Genomic DNA, 16,076 nt, shown 5'->3' with positions numbered 1-16,076 from the left:
CTGGCAGTCCCCCTAAGTTTCACTCGGTCCGAGCGGTTCATCGGATATGTTTGATAAGCACGCTGTGTAGCTGACGCAACATTATTTCGCAAGCGCAGCATCCGTGACGCTGTGTCATTGCCTTGGCCACTCTAAATCCACCTGCGGGTTTTGCGTTCGTAACGGGCAAAATCAGTGTGGAAACTCCGCCGCATTCGATCTTCTTCCGGCAGGATAAAGCGCCGCTCCAGCAACCAGACGAAGATCGGAATCAGGGCCAGCGACAACACCGCATCGAAGCGCAGAACCAGACCAGCCAGAATCAACACGTCGCCCAGATAGATCGGATTTCGGCTGCGTGAATAGATGCCCGACTGCACCAAAGACGAAGGCGTTTCGTGCGGAATGACTGTTGTCTTGAAACGACGAAACTCGGCCACAGCCAGAACCGCCAGCAAGATGCCGCCGCCGATCAAAATGCCGCTCAGCAAATCGGTCAGGCCGCTGTCCAGGGACAACCCCATCGGGAATTGGCGCGCCTGGAGCCAGGCAACACATGCAAACCCGACAAGCCAGACAGGTGGTATATCGACCCAGCGCATTGGCAGCCTCCGCAGCGGACGACATGCAAAGGCACGTCGCTTCTGCGTGTCCTCGTACCGTTTTAAGGCCAGATTCGCAAAAGCGCGGGATGTCGCATCAATGGACAGAGAATTCAGGATCGGTTACGCCATTGAAAAAGACGCATTCTTAACACAAGGCCACTCCCTGCGATGACCGATTTTGCCGCGACCAAAGCCCTTTTCGAGCTACCCGACGGAGTGATCTATCTGGACGGGAATTCTCTGGGCCCCCTGCCCCAAGCCGCCGGGAAAACCGTGGCCCGCATGATAGAGGATGAGTGGGGTCAGATGCTGATCACTGGCTGGAACAAGGCCGGCTGGATGGGGTTGCCCACAGGTCTGGGCGATCGCATCGGGCGGCTGATCGGAGCGGAATCGGGCAGTGTCGTGACTGGCGACACGCTGTCGATCAAGGTGTATCAGGCCGTCGCCTCGGCGCTGGAGCTGTGCCCGGATCGTAGGGTAGTGTTGTCAGACAGCGGCAACTTTCCCTCGGATCTGTATATGGTCGACGGCCTTTTGCGCTCGCTTGGGTCTGATTATGAGTTGCGCGTTGTCGCCCCCGAAGATGTCGCCGCACACATCACCGAGGACGTAGCGGTTTTGCTGCTGACTGAGGTCGATTACCGCACCGGCCGGATGCACGACATGAGGTCACTGACCGAACTGGCCCATACAAAGGGTACTGTGACGGTCTGGGATCTGGCCCATTCCGCCGGCGCAGTTCCGGTGGACCTGTCCGGTTGCAATGCGGATTTCGCGGTGGGCTGCACTTATAAATATCTCAATGGCGGCCCCGGCGCGCCCGCATTCATTTATGTCGCGCCCCGTTTGACGGATCGCGTACGCCCGGCCCTGTCAGGCTGGCTGGGGCACGAAGCCCCGTTCGCATTCGATCTGGACTACCGCCCCGGTAACGGGATCGAGCGGATGCGCGTCGGCACTCCTCCGATCATCCAAATGACGGCGCTGTCAGCGGCGATGGATATCTGGGACATGGCCGATATGGCGGATGTGCGCGCGAAGTCCATCGAATTGACCGAGCTGTTCATCACTCGGGTCGAGGCCACATGCCCCGACCTGACCTTGGCAAGCCCGCGTGATCCGGCCCAACGTGGCAGTCAGGTTTCCTTCCGGTTTGCCGAAGGCTATGCCGCCATGCAGGCCTTGATCGCACGCGGTGTGATCGGAGATTTCCGGGCCCCTGACATCATGAGGTTCGGATTCACCCCGCTCTATATAGACGCGCAGGACGTTGAGAACGCTGTCACAATTCTGGCCGACATAATGACGAACCGACTATGGGATACGCCAGAGTACAAAACGCGCCAGCGGGTTACGTAACCTCGATTCCCGCTCCAATAACCGTGGCAAGATTAGAGTTTGAGCGGATGAATTCCTGATAATCGCTGGCCGAGGTTTTTATCCCGCGCAGCGCTGAGGCAATCATCTTGGCCGTTTCCCGTGGCCCATCGAACAAACGCACGCGTCCCTTTTCTGCCTCGCGCCGTAGCCAGTCAGCATAAAGCGCCATCAACTGCGCCTCACCCTGTGTCACGATATCGGCGGCAGTGGACACGCTGGCATCCAGCAGCTCTAACCCGTGCGGCGAGGACATGATCTCGGCCATGCCATCCGTTTGCACATGGATCGCATTTCCGATGATTTGCGAAACTGATCCCTCCATATTCAGCGCTTCGGCAACGGCGGCCGTTTTACGCTCGTAGTGCAAATGTGTCAGTTGGCGCAGGATGGCCTCTTTGTTTTGAAAATGCAGGTACAGGGCAGGTCGGGACATACCCGCGCCTTTGGCGATGTCATCCATTGACGTTTTTTTGAACCCATAAGCCGAGAAGGCTTGAAGCGCCGAATCCAATATAGTCAGGCACTTATCATCCAAAACATAATTTTCCAGTGTAGCTTTTGACATTTTTTACCCATTTTGTCAGTTGACCATCTGACATATTCAGCTAACTATGTCAGAAAGTAACGACAGCTACAAGGCAAGAGGAAGCGCAATGGCGACCAATCTGAAGATCAACGGAACGTCACATCAGGTCGACCTGCCTGAAGACGTCCCTCTTTTGTGGGTCCTGCGAGATGAGCTTGGACTAACCGGCACAAAGTTCGGATGCGGCGTTGCAGCGTGCGGCGCTTGTACCGTTCACATTGACGGCGAGGCTGTTCGGTCCTGCCAAGTTGCGTTGTCAGATGTGTGGGGCGACATCACCACGATCGAAGGACTTGGAACACCAACCGCTATGGCCAAGATCCAGCAGGCATGGGTCGATCATCAGGTTGCGCAATGCGGCTATTGTCAGTCAGGTCAAATCATGCAGGCCGCGGCGCTGCTGGCCGAAAATCCAACGCCGACGGACGCCGATATTGATGACGCAATGCAAGGAAACCTTTGCCGTTGCGGCACTTACCCGCGCATCCGGGCTGCGATCCATGACGCGGCCTCCAAACTGAAGGAGGCATAAACCATGGCATCTGTTGGAAAAATCCTCCGTCGTACGTTCCTTATCGGCTCGGCCGCCGTTGTCGGCGGTGTCGCCTTTGGCGCTTATTACGTTACGCGTCCGGCCGCGAACCCGCTGCGACCCGGCAAAGGAGAGACCGCCCTTAGCCCCTTTGTCCTGATCGACCAGCAGGGAGTAACCCTGTTTGCTCCGCGTGCCGAGATGGGACAGGGCGTTATGACCACGTGGGCCGCACTCATTGCCGAAGAGCTTGATGTTGAGATCGACGACATCCGCGTGTTGCACGGCCCTGCGGCTGCTGCCTATTACAACTCGGCACTCATGGCCGAGGGGCTGCCAAATAAGGGCTATGACGCCAGCGAGTTCCAGCACAACCTGGGCGAGGCCCTTGGCGTGCTTGGCAAACCGCTGAGTCTTCAAGTCACAGGTGGCTCGACCTCTATGAAAGACGGGTTCGAGCGGATGCGTGAAGCCGGTGCCACCGCGCGTGAGACGCTTAAGCAGGTCGCCGCTGATCGGCTGGGCGTGGATCGGGCACAATTGAAAACCGAACGTGGCGCAGTGATCGCGCCGGATGGCACGCGCATTTCTTATCCCGAGCTCGCCAAAGCCGCCGGTCAGATCGAACCGCCCAACGTTGCATTGCGCGACCCATCGACCTGGCGCCTATTGGGTCAGAACCTACCCCGTGTCGACGTGGTAGAGAAATCCACCGGCACAGCTGAGTTCGGCATCGACGTGCGACCCGAGGGTTTGAAATTCGCTTCCGTTCGAATGAACCCGAAGCTGGGCGGCACAATGAAGGGATATGACTCCAGTTCAGCCGAATCCATGCCCGGCGTCGAAAAGATCGTCAATCTGGGCAACGGTGTCGCGGTGGTCGCAAGCAACACCTGGCTTGCCATACAGGCGGTCGAAGCCATCGACATCGACTGGGGTGACGCCCCCTACCCCCCCGAAACCGACGGCCTGTTTGCCAAGATTGCCGAAGCGTTTGACGACGCGCCAAACTCGACCATGCGCGATGATGGCGACGTGGACGTTATGCCCGACGGCGCGACAGAAATCTCGGCGGAATACAAAGTGCCGTACCTGGCCCACGCCACAATGGAGCCGATGAACGCCACGGCCCTGTTCACTGGCGCCAAGCTAGACCTGTGGTGTGGCAACCAGGCACCGACATTGATCCAAATCCGCGCCGCGAATACAGCCAATCTGGATACCGAGGCGGTCGATATTCATACCACCTATCTAGGGGGCGGTTTCGGTCGCCGTGGTGAACTGGACTTTGCAGAAATTGCCACCAAAGTTGCGATGGCGGTACCCAGTGTTCCGGTTCAGACGACCTGGAGCCGGGAAGAGGATATGCGTCACGATTACTACCGCCCCGGTGCAATTGCCCGGATGCGCGGAGCGGTCAAGGATGGCACTGCCGTTCTGATCGACGGTAAGGTGGCGTCGCAATCCAGCACGCAGCAAGCAGTTGAACGCTATACTGGCCTGCCGGGCGGCGGACCCGACAAGGTTCTTGTCGAGGGGTTGTTCAACCAGCCTTACGCAGTACCGAACTACCGCATCAGCGGCCACATCGCCGATCTGGCCGTGCCAGTAGGCTTTTGGCGCTCGGTCGGTAACAGCCATAACGGGTTCTTCCACGAAACTTTCATGGACGAAATGGCTCATGCCGCAGGTCGTGACCCGCTGGAGTTCCGGCTGGAGCTGGCCAAGGCCGAATTCGCCCCAGCTGCAGGTGTTCTGCAAGCCGTGAAAGAGATGTCCGGCTGGACTGGAGAATCCCAAGACGGTGTCGGACGGGGCGTCGCCATGACCTACAGCTTTGGCACTCCGGTTGCTCAGGTCATCGAAGTGGTTGACGAGGACGGCACCATTCGCATCGCTAAAGCGTGGATCGCCTGCGACGTGGGCATCGCTTTGGATCCGGGCACGGTCGAGGCGCAGATGTTTGGTGGCATGATGTACGGCTTGTCGGCCGCCGTTATGGGTGAAATCACGTTTGCGGACGGAGAAGTAGAGCAATTCAACTTCCCGGACTACGACGCGCTGCGCATGCACAACGCTCCGGTGACCGAGGTGCGTATCCTCGAAACCAACCCGCGCCTGGGAGGCGTGGGTGAGCCCGGGACACCTCCGTCAATGCCTGCACTTGGAAACGCGTTGTTCGATCTCACGGGCGAGCGTGCACGCACCCTGCCATTGATCAATCAGTTCGATTTGCTGGTTTGATCGCGATGCGCCGGTCTGGTTCTTCTCTCCTGGACCGGCGCACGCCTTCTATGCCGATTGCTGCAGCGTCGCGGCCTTAGAACCAGCGGACCATGCATGGACAGCTTGCCCGAACGCTTTGAATAGCGGTCGCGAGACCGGATCGTTCTCGGCATCCCATTCCGGGTGCCATTGCACCGAAAGCGTAAAACCCGGGGCGTCCTCTATATAGATCGCTTCTGGCGTTCCATCCGGCGCGTGGCCATCTACCACAACCCGATGCCCGACCGTCTTGATCCCCTGCCCGTGCAGAGTATTCGTCATGACTTCGGTCGCATCCATCAAACGGTGAAATACGCCACCTTCGGACAGTGTCACGATATGGCGCAGCGCAAACTTTTCTTCCAACGTCCCATCCGGTGGCATGCGATGGTTCATCCGCCCCGGAAGATCGCGAATTTCGGGATAAAGTGTTCCACCCATCGCTACGTTGACTTCTTGAAACCCGCGGCAAATGCCAAAGAACGGCTGGCCCCTTTCGACACAGGCCCGCACCAACGGCAGTGCGATCGCATCCCGCGCCCGATCAAAATCGCCATGCGCATCGGTTGCGCACTCACCATATTCCTCGGGGTGCACATTCGGGCGCGCGCCGGTCAGCAAAAAGCCGTCACAGACGTCCAGCAATTCTTCCACTGAAACGTAGCGGGGATCAGCCGGAATTAGCATCGGCAAACAGCCTGACACGTTCGCAACCGCGTCCGAATTCATGGTCCCACCGGCATGGGTCGGGTATTGATCATCCAACAAGTATGAGTTGCCGATAATACCCACAATAGGTCGAGGCATTCTTCTTTCCCGGTTGTTTTTGCGTTTCGGGAAAGCTAGCCGCCGTCACAGCAGCGCGCAATAGCACAGCCCCTGTGTGGCAGCGCAGGCACTTGTTCACTTATGCACAAGGGGAACAAGAAACAGTCAAATGACCATTTGGGAGGCATTCCACGAACACCGAAAGTCGAAGGGTCCAGAGGCCCTTCGACAGGTTCATCAAATCTCGCCGATCAGGCTGGCAGCTTCGATCCCCGCCATCGCCGCGATCGCGTCATTGTCCGAGGTGTCGCCGGTCACGCCAACAGCGCCGATCACGGCCGCTTTCTTGTCGCGCAACAATACGCCGCCCGGCACGGGCACAACCTGCCCGCCGTATACACCGTTCACAGCGGCCATGAAGTACGCCTGCGCCTCGGCCCGGGCCATCTGCGCGGTGCCTGCCATGCCCAGCATGACCGACCCATAGGCTTTGCCCTGCGCAATCGCAAAGCGACCAGGTGCGGCACCGTCTTCGCGCTCAAATGCGATCACATGACCACCGGCGTCCAGAACAACAACTGACAGAGGTTTAAGCTCCAATTCGCGGCCCTTTTCCAAAGCCTTGCGCACAATCGTGCGCGCCTTGCGCAATGTAACAGCCATGCCTGATCCCTTTCATCTGGCCAAAAATATCCTCGGGGGAGCGGGAGCGGGCAGACAGCCTCCTCGCTCCGACCCTATCCGTTCAACCCAGGCTAGCCTTCAGCTCCAAACGGCGGGCGTGCAGAACCGGCTCGGTGTAACCCGAAGGCTGAACCCGGCCTTTGAAAACCAGATCGCAGGCTGCCTGGAATGCCACACCGTCAAAACCGGGCGCCATCGGGCGATAGCTCGGGTCGCCTTCGTTCTGGCGATCCACCACGGCGGCCATCTTCTGCATCGCCGCCATCACCTGTTCTTCGCTCACCACGTCATGGAGCAGCCAGTTGGCCAGCGCCTGCGACGAAATCCGGCAGGTTGCGCGGTCTTCCATCAGGCCGATATCGTTCAAGTCCGGCACTTTCGAACAGCCCACACCCTGATCAATCCAGCGCACCACGTAGCCCAGAATGCCCTGCGCGTTGTTCTCGATCTCGCGGGTGATCTCGTCCTCGCTCAGGTTGCGGCCACCCAGCAGCGGCACGATCAGCAGATCGTTCAGCGTTCCGCGCGCGCCACTTGCGGCCAGTTCGTCCTGACGGGCCAAAACGTCGACCTTGTGGTAATGCGTGGCGTGCAGAGTTGCAGCGGTCGGCGACGGCACCCACGCGCAAGTCGCGCCAGATTTTGGGTGGCCGATCTTCTGATCCAGCATATCGCCCATCCGGTCGGGCATCGCCCACATGCCTTTGCCAATCTGCGCCTTGCCTTTCAGCCCACAAGCCAGACCGATATCGACATTGCGATCCTCATACGATGTAATCCAAGGCGTAACTTTCATGTCCCCCTTGGGCAGCATCGGACCTGCTTCGATCGAGGTATGGATCTCATCCCCGGTCCGATCAAGGAAACCGGTGTTGATAAAGGCCACGCGCGATTTCGCGGCGCGGATGCATTCTTTCAGGTTGGATGAGGTGCGGCGCTCTTCATCCATGATGCCCAGCTTGACGGTGTTGCGCGGCAGGCCAAGGATGTCCTCGACCATATCGAAAATCTCGACCGCGAAAGCAACTTCGGCTGGCCCGTGCATCTTGGGCTTGACCACATAAACCGAGCCTTTGACCGAATTCCCACCTTCACGCTGCAAGTCATGCATCGCAATCAGCGTGGTGCAGAGCGCATCCATCAGGCCCTCACCGATCTCATTGCCCGCACCATCCAGAACGGCGGGGTTGGTCATCAGGTGGCCCACATTGCGGATCAGCATCAGCGAGCGGCCTTTCAGCACATCCTGTTCGCCGCCTGCGGTGGTATAGGTCAGATCGTCTGCCAGTTTCCGGATGAAGGTGGTGCCGCCCTTGGTCACTTCTTCGGCCAGATCGCCTTTCATCAGACCCAGCCAGTTGCTATAGGCCACAACCTTATCTTCGCCATCCACACAGGCCACCGAGTCCTCGCAGTCCATGATCGTGGACAGCGCCGATTCCAAATGAACATCGGCAATCCCAGCCGGGTCGGTCGCGCCGATGTTGCTAGAGGCATCGACAACGATTTTCACATGCAGCCCGTTATTCTTCAGCAGAACGAAATCGGGCTTCTCAGCCTCACCGCCAAAGCCAACAAATGCCGCAGCTTCGGCAAGCGCAGGTACCAGCGCACCGCCTTCGACCCGCAGATGGGACACATCGGCCCACGAGCCTGCAGCCAGCGGCACAGCATCGTCCAGAAAACCTTTGGCCCATGCAATCACACGGGCACCACGCGCCTCGTCGTACCCTCCGGCGGCTGGCAGATCGCCCATCGCGTCCGTGCCATACAGCGCATCGTACAAGCTGCCCCAACGTGCGTTGGCGGCGTTCAGTGCAAAACGGGCATTGGTGATCGGCACAACCAGCTGCGGGCCGGGTGTCGAGGCGATCTCGGGATCGACATTGGCGGTTTCGATCTGGAAATCGTCACCCTCTTCGACCAGATAGCCGATCTCGCGCAGGAATGCCTGATAGGCGCTGGCGTCGTGGTCCTGACCTTTGCGGTCCAGATGCCATGCGTCCAGCTGGCTTTGCATCTTTTCACGCTTGGCAAGAAAGTCGCGGTTTTTTGGGCCCAGCTCGGACACCATCCGCGACAGACCATCCCAGAACGCATCGGCCGTAACACCGGTGCCAGGCAGCGCCTTGTCTTCGATGAACTCGGCCAGAACCGTATCAACTTGAAGCCCGCTGCGTGTCTGTCTGCTGGTCATAGTGTTCCTCCCGCCTTTTTGTGCACCACTGTGTGCAGCCAGCATTTAGAGTGAAAGTTTCCGATAGGCAACGTGCCGCAACAATTTCGGTAAAAAAAACTTACCAAAATTTCGTGACCAGCTTTTGGTTGGGCCCCGACACCGCTTGCAGCCCATTGCCACAGACCATAACGTCGCCTCAAACTCCAACCGATGCGAGGCCCAGATGCGCGACGCTGCCCCTACGACGATCTATCTCAAAGACTACACGCCCTTTGGCTATCTTGTGGACAGCGTGCATCTAACCTTCGATCTGGCAGCGCACGCCACCCGCGTAACATCGCGCATTGCTTTCCGCCCCAACCCCGATGCCGCGGACCGCACATTCTTCTTGCACGGCGAAGAGCTGACCCTGATCCGCGCCTCCATTGACGGGGTGCAGATCACGCCCGAGGTGACCGACAAAGGCCTGACCGCCCCCGCCCCCGACGCGCCCTTCATATGGGAGGCCGAGGTTGAGATTGACCCCGGCAACAACACCGCGCTTGAGGGGCTTTATATGTCGAACGGCATGTATTGCACCCAGTGCGAGGCGGAAGGGTTCCGCAAGATCACCTACTACCCCGACCGCCCTGATGTGATGTCCACCTTCACCGTGCGCATCAATGGCGATCTGCCAGTACTGCTGTCCAACGGCAACCCAAGCGGCAAAGGCGAAGGCTGGGCCGAATGGACCGACCCGTGGCCCAAGCCTGCCTACCTATTCGCGCTTGTCGCGGGCGAATTAATTGCCCATCCCGGCCAGTTCACCACCATGTCCGGGCGCGACGTCGAGTTGAACCTCTGGGTCCGCCCCGGTGACGAGGGCAAATGCGCCTTTGGCATGGAGGCGCTGAAAAAGTCGATGAAATGGGACGAGGACGTCTATGGCCGTGAATACGATCTGGACGTGTTCAACATCGTGGCTGTCGATGACTTCAACATGGGCGCGATGGAAAATAAGGGGCTGAACATCTTCAACTCCTCCGCCGTGTTGGCCAGCCCCGAGACCTCGACCGATATGAACTTTGAGCGGATCGAGGCGATCATTGCTCATGAGTATTTCCACAACTGGACCGGCAACCGCATAACCTGCCGCGACTGGTTTCAACTGTGCCTGAAAGAGGGTCTGACCGTGTTCCGCGATGCGCAGTTCACGTCAGACATGCGCTCGGCCCCGGTGAAACGCATCCACGACGCCATCGACCTGCGCGCACGGCAATTCCCCGAGGATAACGGGCCGTTGTCTCACCCGGTGCGACCCGAAAGCTTTCAAGAGATCAACAATTTCTACACCGCCACCGTTTATGAGAAAGGTGCAGAAATTATCGGTATGCTGAAACGGCTGGTAGGCGATGAAGCCTATACCAACGCGCTGGATCTGTATTTCGACCGCCATGACGGGCAAGCCTGCACGATCGAAGACTGGATCAAGGTATTCGAGGATACGACCGGTCGCGATCTGGACCAGTTCAAACGCTGGTACAGCCAATCCGGCACTCCGCGCGTGACGGTGGCCGAAGAATGGGCAGACGGCACCTACACTCTGACCCTGTCGCAGCGCACCGAACCCACGCCGGGTCAGGACGAAAAGCTGCCGCAGGTGATCCCGGTGGCCGTTGGCCTTCTGGGCCCCAACGGTGATGAAGTCCGCGCGACTGAGGTGCTGGAACTGACCGAAGCCAGCCAAAGTTTCACCTTCACCGGGCTGGCGGCCAAACCAACGGCCTCGGTCCTGCGGGATTTCTCGGCCCCGGTTATCCTGGAACAGGATCAAAGCAACGCAGAGCGCGCCTTTTTGCTGGCCCATGACACGGACGCGTTCAACCGATGGCAAGCCGGGCGCTCGCTGGCCGAAGACACGCTGTTGAACATGATCCAATCCGATGCAGCCCCCGACGCGGACTATCTGGATGGTCTTCTGGCTGTGCTGCGCGATGGTGACTTGGACCCGGCCTACCGCGCACTGATGCTGGGCCTGCCGACGCAATCGGAATTGGCGGCTGCCTTGCACGAGAATGGCGAAACGCCTTATCCGATGGCGATCTGGACCGCCGTCGAGACGCTGCGGCAGGTCACTGCACAGCACGTACAAGACCTGCTGCCGCGCTTGCACAGCGAGACCGTGATTGATGCTCCGTACAACCCGGATGCCGATCAATCAGGTAAACGCGCGCTGGGTGGGGCCGCCCTTGCACTGACCTCGCGACTGGACGGAGGCGCCAAGGCTACCGAGGAATACAAGACGGCCGACAACATGACCCTGCAACTGACCGCCCTGTCCTGCCTTCTGCGCGCAAGCAAGGGACAGGCCGAACTGGCCGCATTCTATGATCAATGGCAACACGATCGGTTGGTGATGGACAAGTGGTTCGGACTGCAAGTCTCGATGGCCGCACCGGATGCGACGGCGGATGTGGCGCGCAACCTGACCGAGCATCCGGATTTCAACTGGAAAAACCCCAACCGCTTCCGCGCCGTCATGGGTGCGCTTGCGATGAACCATGCCGGGTTCCACCGGGCCGATGGCGCGGGCTATGCCCTGCTGGCGGACTGGTTGATCAAACTGGACCCGGTGAACCCGCAAACCACGGCACGGATGTGTTCGGCCTTTCAGACATGGAAACGCTATGACACCGACCGCCAGGCCCTGATCCGCGCGCAGTTAACCCGCATCGCGGAAACGCCCGACCTGTCGCGGGACACGACCGAAATGGTGTCACGCATCCTGGACGCATGACGCATTACACGTTCACACGTCAGAACAGGACGCCCCGCGTTTTGGCGATCCTGCTCTGCATCTACGGCGCGTTGATCGCGCTGGTCGTGTGGTTTGACGCGGTATGGTGGCTGATCGCTCCGCTGGCCCTGACCACTCTGCCCGCTGTTTGGGATTTTGTGCAGGGTACCAAAGCCGGATTGTCAGTGGGGCAGGATACGTTGAGCTGGTTCACTGGATCGCGCAAGGCCGAGGTCAATCTTGCCGATATTGACCACGTTCGAATGGACACGCGCTGGGATTTCTCAGTGCGTGTTTCGCTGGTCCTGAATTCCGAGAAAAAGATTCGCCTGCCTGATGAATCTACCCCTTCACACCGCGTGTTTGAGCAGGTTCTGCAGGCCACCGGGCTGCGGGTTGAACGGCATCATTTTACTGTATTCTAGGGGCAATCCGGATACCCAACCTGGATTGTTCACGAATTTAGCGCTAAAAGGCCCCTGAAACTTGAATTTGAGCAAAATCAGAAGAAAGATTAAATCCAACGTTACCAGTTTTTACAGTTACCGAGTTTTACCATGTTGCGGTTCTTCAAGTCCAACGCGCCCAGCGCATCTGTCCCCCAAATCCACCCGGAGTTGTGTCTGGCGCCAGATGTGTCTGCGGTGTTTCCGCAGCGTGGCCAAGTTAATATTCCTGTCGTTGATGCGCGTTCCGAGGACATCGCAGGCCGTGATGCGATTGAACGCGGACGCCATTTGGCCCGACAGGGAATGTGGTCCGAGTTGTCTCGGCAGATGAAGGCGGCCGACGACGCGCGCGAGTCGGCATCAGATGGAATGCCGGTCGCCGATCTACTGGCGTTTGGTGCTCGTGCGGACGTGGTTTTGGCCGTCGAGCACGCCCTGTCGGACCTTAAAGAAGTGCGCGACTACGACCTGCTGGGTGGTATTTCTGAGTTAGAAGACGAAATGCGCGACAACGCGGACGATGCGATGATCGCTCTCGTCGTTGCTTTGGCCCATATCGACATCGCGTGGGCATGGCGCGGGACGGCCACGGAAGACAAGTTGCCCTCTTTGCATCAGTCGCGTTGCGCAGCTCATTTCGACCGCGCCGCCGCGATCCTTCCGAAATGCCGTGAGGCCGCGCCGGACAGCCCTTTGGTTGCAGCAGCAGATTGTGCTCTGCTGGCCGGACAGCGCAAGACGCGTGTCCGTGTGGCCGACAAATACGAACGCCTGATTACGCTGGATCCCTATAACCAACGCCATATGCGCGCTATGGGCACGCATCTGCTGCCGCGCTGGTTCGGCAGCTACGAAGAGCTTGAGGTCCAAGCCCTGCGCAACGCCGCCAGAACTCATGATATCTGGGGCGCAGGTGGTTACACTTGGGCGCAGTTCGACGCGATCGTGCTGGATGACGAAGCCTGTGCGCGGCTCGATGTCGAATACTTCCTGCAGGGCCTTCATGACATTCTGAGCAACCGCCCCGATCAAGAAATGGTAAATATGCTGGCGGCATACTGCGCGATCACGATCAAGCGTGGCATTGGCCGGAATGAAAAGGCGGACGCTGTTCGCGCTCAAATCCACGAGGCCGCAAACTGGTTGATCCGCGATCACCTGACCGAGTTGCACCCGCTGATCTGGGCACATGCGGCCAACGGCTTCAACAACGCGGCGCGCGTCAACTCGACTGAACGGTTTGCGGCACGCGGTCACCGCGACGCACTGCGGGCGATTGGCAACCTGTTTAGTGAAGAACTGCGCAACGGTATGGATGTGACCTTCACCTCAACGGGCCTACACCTCTCCAGCCACTGAATTCCCCCTTGCCCCTTTGGCGCGCCGGGCCTAATACGCAAGCCTAGACTTCTGCGGAAATTAGAGGCGCGCCATGCTCGACCTGACATACGAAATGCCCAAAATCAAAACCATTGCCGGTGCCAAGCACGATTGGGAACTGGTGATCGGGATGGAGGTGCACGCTCAGGTCTCATCGAACGCCAAGCTGTTTTCTGGCGCATCGACCCAGTTCGGGGCCGAGCCGAATTCGAACGTGGCCTTTGTGGACGCGGCTATGCCGGGAATGCTGCCGGTGATCAACGAATATTGCGTGGAACAGGCCGTGCGCACCGGGCTAGGTTTGAAGGCGGATATCAACCTGAAATCGGCTTTTGACCGCAAAAACTATTTCTATCCTGACCTGCCGCAGGGCTACCAGATTTCCCAGCTGTACCACCCCATTGTGGGCGAAGGCGAAGTGCTGGTCGAGATGGGCGATGGCACTGCGCGCATGGTTCGGATCGAGCGTATCCACATGGAGCAAGACGCAGGCAAATCGATCCACGACATGGACCCGCATATGTCCTTTGTCGACTTGAACCGCACGGGCGTCTGCCTGATGGAGATCGTGTCCCGGCCCGACATTCGCGGCCCCGAAGAGGCCGCCGCCTATATCGCCAAGCTGCGCCAGATCATGCGTTATCTGGGCACCTGCGACGGCAACATGCAGAACGGCAACCTGCGGGCGGACGTGAACGTGTCGATCTGTTTGCCGGGCGCGTATGAGAAATACCAGGAGACGCAGGACTTCTCGCATCTGGGCACGCGGTGTGAGATCAAGAACATGAACTCGATGCGCTTTATCCAGCAAGCGATCGAGGTCGAAGCCCGTCGTCAGATCGCTATTGTTGAAGCTGGTGGCGAGGTCGAGCAGGAAACCCGCCTGTACGATCTCGACAAGGGCGAGACACGCTCGATGCGGTCTAAGGAAGAGGCGCATGATTACCGCTATTTCCCAGACCCCGACCTGCTGCCGCTTGAGATTGAACAAGCCTGGGTCGATGACATCGCCGCCAAACTGCCCGAACTGCCCGATGCCAAAAAGGCGCGGTTCATTGAGGCGTTTGGCCTGACCGACTATGACGCTTCGGTCCTGACTGCCGAAGTGGAAAGCGCCGCCTATTTCGAAGAGGTCGCAAAAGGCCGCAACGGCAAGCTTGCCGCGAACTGGGTGATCAACGAGCTGTTCGGTCGTCTGAAGAAAGAAGACCATGACATCACCGACAGCCCGGTCTCGCCTGCGCAGTTGGGTGGGATCATCGATCTGATTTCCTCGGATGCCATCTCGGGCAAGATCGCCAAAGACCTGTTCGAGATCGTTTACACCGAAGGCGGTGACCCGGCGCAGATCGTCGAAGAGCGCGGTATGAAACAGGTCACCGATACCGGCGCGATCGAAGCCGCTTTGGACGAGATCATCGCCGCCAACCCCGCGCAGGTGGAAAAAGCCAAGGTGAACCCGAAACTGGCGGGCTGGTTCGTTGGTCAGGTGATGAAAGCCACCAGCGGCAAAGCCAACCCCAAGGCCGTGAACGAGCTGGTTGCCAAGAAACTGGGCGACTGAACCAACTGAATTTGATGCAAGGGCGGCAAAGGGCATCCCCTCTGCCGCCCTTCTTTTGCGCTGTGTCCGAGCAACAAACGCCGGGGACGGCGCGAAGGAGACTTTCCCAATGGCCTCAACATGCTAGATTGCCAGGAACGAACAGGTAGGAAGATCCGATGCCGCGCTACGAATACAAAGTTGTCCCCGCCCCGCAAAAAAGCGGCAAATCAAAGGGCGCAAAAACCGCCGAAGGCCGGTTTGCGGCCTCGATCGAACAAGTGCTGAACCAAATGGGACAGGATGGCTGGGAATATCAGCGCGCGGAACTTCTACCCAGTGAAGAACGCGCAGGCTTTACCAGTTCGACCGTGAACTGGCGCAACGTGCTGGTGTTCCGGCGCGAAATAGAAGTGACTTTTGTCACCACTCGCAGCCCGACAGAAACGCCCGAAGGCGTACCCTTGGCCCAGCCTGTTCCGGGCCCCGAAATGGTCGTGGCCCCAGCCCCGATTGCGGAAGAGGTGCAAGAGCCGCCGCTGTCATTGAAGGGTTTGGAAACAGTTCCCAGTTCGGACGACGCACCGCCGGAGAAATAATGAACAGCACTGCCAATCGGACATTTTTGATTTCACATTCTTTTATTTCAACACTTTGCGTTTGTTTCACTTTGATGTTCACCGGTCAGCTGCACGCTGATGCGGGCGCGAACACCCCTCCTAACTGCGTGACAAATATTGATGCTGAGGGGACAGTTATTGCAGGCTTCTTTGGCTTGGTGACTCCTCCGGTCCCTTATTCCTCAATCGAAACTGGAGGAGGTGACCTAACGGTTTAACCAACCATCCGGCATGGGAACGGTGCGCTCGTCTATGCGGGCATTTATCGGGGGGTTTATTCGGCAGGGGGCCCCAGCCAAACTGTTAACAAGTCGGGCACAGAGACCA

At 58.7% G+C, this 16,076-nt stretch carries 14 protein-coding genes; 9 read left to right on the top strand and 5 right to left on the bottom strand.

The window, feature by feature from the left end; genetic code table 11:
* Nucleotides 1-131: 131 nt before the first annotated feature.
* A complete protein-coding gene (locus ABWV79_RS18845; RefSeq protein WP_353393900.1) occupies nucleotides 132-581 on the bottom strand; it encodes a methyltransferase family protein in 450 nt (149 codons plus the stop codon).
* A gap of 171 nt (nucleotides 582-752) precedes the next feature.
* Between ABWV79_RS18845 and kynU the strand changes: the two genes are divergently transcribed.
* The gene (gene kynU, locus ABWV79_RS18840; RefSeq protein WP_353393898.1) at nucleotides 753-1,946 is read left to right on the top strand and encodes a kynureninase; all 1,194 of its coding nucleotides are present in this window, start codon (nucleotides 753-755) and stop codon (nucleotides 1,944-1,946) included.
* Here kynU and ABWV79_RS18835 read toward each other — a convergent pair.
* On the bottom strand, nucleotides 1,939-2,532 hold the full coding sequence (locus ABWV79_RS18835) for a TetR/AcrR family transcriptional regulator (RefSeq protein ID WP_170527522.1): 594 nt from the start codon (nucleotides 2,530-2,532) through the stop codon (nucleotides 1,939-1,941). The genes kynU and ABWV79_RS18835 overlap by 8 nt on opposite strands.
* Before the next feature lie 88 nt (nucleotides 2,533-2,620).
* On the opposite strand from ABWV79_RS18835, the gene ABWV79_RS18830 reads away from it, so the two are divergent.
* On the top strand, nucleotides 2,621-3,085 hold the full coding sequence (locus tag ABWV79_RS18830; RefSeq protein ID WP_170352587.1) for a (2Fe-2S)-binding protein: 465 nt from the start codon (nucleotides 2,621-2,623) through the stop codon (nucleotides 3,083-3,085).
* A 3-nt stretch (nucleotides 3,086-3,088) separates the two neighbouring features.
* The gene (locus ABWV79_RS18825; RefSeq protein WP_353393896.1) at nucleotides 3,089-5,329 is read left to right on the top strand and encodes a xanthine dehydrogenase family protein molybdopterin-binding subunit; all 2,241 of its coding nucleotides are present in this window, start codon (nucleotides 3,089-3,091) and stop codon (nucleotides 5,327-5,329) included.
* A 48-nt stretch (nucleotides 5,330-5,377) separates the two neighbouring features.
* Here ABWV79_RS18825 and ABWV79_RS18820 read toward each other — a convergent pair whose 3' ends face one another.
* The 3 genes from ABWV79_RS18820 to ABWV79_RS18810 all read right to left on the bottom strand — a co-directional run bounded on the left by ABWV79_RS18820 (nucleotide 5,378) and on the right by ABWV79_RS18810 (nucleotide 8,999).
* Nucleotides 5,378-6,157 (bottom strand): gamma-glutamyl-gamma-aminobutyrate hydrolase family protein, encoded by a 780-nt coding sequence (locus ABWV79_RS18820; protein WP_353393894.1) that lies wholly within the window; start codon nucleotides 6,155-6,157, stop codon nucleotides 5,378-5,380.
* A gap of 198 nt (nucleotides 6,158-6,355) precedes the next feature.
* Complete coding sequence (locus ABWV79_RS18815) at nucleotides 6,356-6,781, bottom strand: GlcG/HbpS family heme-binding protein (protein ID WP_353393892.1); 426 nt, start codon at nucleotides 6,779-6,781, stop codon at nucleotides 6,356-6,358.
* Between the two features lie 82 nt (nucleotides 6,782-6,863).
* On the bottom strand, nucleotides 6,864-8,999 hold the full coding sequence (locus ABWV79_RS18810; protein ID WP_353393890.1) for a malate synthase G: 2,136 nt from the start codon (nucleotides 8,997-8,999) through the stop codon (nucleotides 6,864-6,866).
* 205 nt (nucleotides 9,000-9,204) lie between these two features.
* Here ABWV79_RS18810 and pepN point away from each other — a divergent pair, with 205 nt between their 5' ends.
* The 6 genes from pepN to ABWV79_RS18780 all read left to right on the top strand — a co-directional run bounded on the left by pepN (nucleotide 9,205) and on the right by ABWV79_RS18780 (nucleotide 15,967).
* On the top strand, nucleotides 9,205-11,757 hold the full coding sequence (gene pepN, locus ABWV79_RS18805) for an aminopeptidase N (protein WP_353393888.1): 2,553 nt from the start codon (nucleotides 9,205-9,207) through the stop codon (nucleotides 11,755-11,757).
* Complete coding sequence (locus ABWV79_RS18800) at nucleotides 11,754-12,182, top strand: hypothetical protein (protein ID WP_353393886.1); 429 nt, start codon at nucleotides 11,754-11,756, stop codon at nucleotides 12,180-12,182. The genes pepN and ABWV79_RS18800 overlap by 4 nt, the downstream gene beginning before the upstream one ends.
* 132 nt (nucleotides 12,183-12,314) lie before the next feature.
* Nucleotides 12,315-13,565: a hypothetical protein gene (locus tag ABWV79_RS18795; RefSeq protein ID WP_353393884.1), complete on the top strand. Its 1,251-nt coding sequence runs from the start codon at nucleotides 12,315-12,317 to the stop codon at nucleotides 13,563-13,565.
* 73 nt (nucleotides 13,566-13,638) lie between these two features.
* Nucleotides 13,639-15,150, top strand: a complete 1,512-nt coding sequence (gene gatB / locus ABWV79_RS18790; RefSeq protein WP_353393882.1) for an Asp-tRNA(Asn)/Glu-tRNA(Gln) amidotransferase subunit GatB — start codon at nucleotides 13,639-13,641, stop codon at nucleotides 15,148-15,150.
* A 158-nt stretch (nucleotides 15,151-15,308) separates the two neighbouring features.
* Nucleotides 15,309-15,728: a DUF4177 domain-containing protein gene (locus tag ABWV79_RS18785; RefSeq protein ID WP_353393880.1), complete on the top strand. Its 420-nt coding sequence runs from the start codon at nucleotides 15,309-15,311 to the stop codon at nucleotides 15,726-15,728.
* Nucleotides 15,728-15,967 (top strand): hypothetical protein, encoded by a 240-nt coding sequence (locus ABWV79_RS18780; protein ID WP_353393878.1) that lies wholly within the window; start codon nucleotides 15,728-15,730, stop codon nucleotides 15,965-15,967. Before ABWV79_RS18785 ends, ABWV79_RS18780 begins: the two co-directional genes overlap by 1 nt.
* The last annotated feature ends 109 nt before the right edge of the window (nucleotides 15,968-16,076 follow it).

This window comes from Ruegeria sp. HU-ET01832 (assembly GCF_040371315.1).
Classification (GTDB): domain Bacteria; phylum Pseudomonadota; class Alphaproteobacteria; order Rhodobacterales; family Rhodobacteraceae; genus Ruegeria; species Ruegeria lacuscaerulensis_A.
Note: the sequence above shows the minus strand (reverse complement) of the source record. Positions and strands in the feature narration are given on the sequence as shown.

Coding starts and splice junctions, on each gene's coding strand:
- pepN (WP_353393888.1), top strand. CDS start 9,205: ATGCGCGACGCTGCCCCTACGACGATCTATCTCAAAGACTACACGCCC.
- ABWV79_RS18820 (WP_353393894.1), bottom strand. CDS start 6,157: ATGCCTCGACCTATTGTGGGTATTATCGGCAACTCATACTTGTTGGAT.
- ABWV79_RS18780 (WP_353393878.1), top strand. CDS start 15,728: ATGAACAGCACTGCCAATCGGACATTTTTGATTTCACATTCTTTTATT.
- ABWV79_RS18830 (WP_170352587.1), top strand. CDS start 2,621: ATGGCGACCAATCTGAAGATCAACGGAACGTCACATCAGGTCGACCTG.
- ABWV79_RS18795 (WP_353393884.1), top strand. CDS start 12,315: ATGTTGCGGTTCTTCAAGTCCAACGCGCCCAGCGCATCTGTCCCCCAA.
- ABWV79_RS18815 (WP_353393892.1), bottom strand. CDS start 6,781: ATGGCTGTTACATTGCGCAAGGCGCGCACGATTGTGCGCAAGGCTTTG.
- ABWV79_RS18810 (WP_353393890.1), bottom strand. CDS start 8,999: ATGACCAGCAGACAGACACGCAGCGGGCTTCAAGTTGATACGGTTCTG.
- ABWV79_RS18825 (WP_353393896.1), top strand. CDS start 3,089: ATGGCATCTGTTGGAAAAATCCTCCGTCGTACGTTCCTTATCGGCTCG.
- ABWV79_RS18845 (WP_353393900.1), bottom strand. CDS start 581: ATGCGCTGGGTCGATATACCACCTGTCTGGCTTGTCGGGTTTGCATGT.
- ABWV79_RS18800 (WP_353393886.1), top strand. CDS start 11,754: ATGACGCATTACACGTTCACACGTCAGAACAGGACGCCCCGCGTTTTG.
- kynU (WP_353393898.1), top strand. CDS start 753: ATGACCGATTTTGCCGCGACCAAAGCCCTTTTCGAGCTACCCGACGGA.
- ABWV79_RS18785 (WP_353393880.1), top strand. CDS start 15,309: ATGCCGCGCTACGAATACAAAGTTGTCCCCGCCCCGCAAAAAAGCGGC.
- gatB (WP_353393882.1), top strand. CDS start 13,639: ATGCTCGACCTGACATACGAAATGCCCAAAATCAAAACCATTGCCGGT.
- ABWV79_RS18835 (WP_170527522.1), bottom strand. CDS start 2,532: ATGTCAAAAGCTACACTGGAAAATTATGTTTTGGATGATAAGTGCCTG.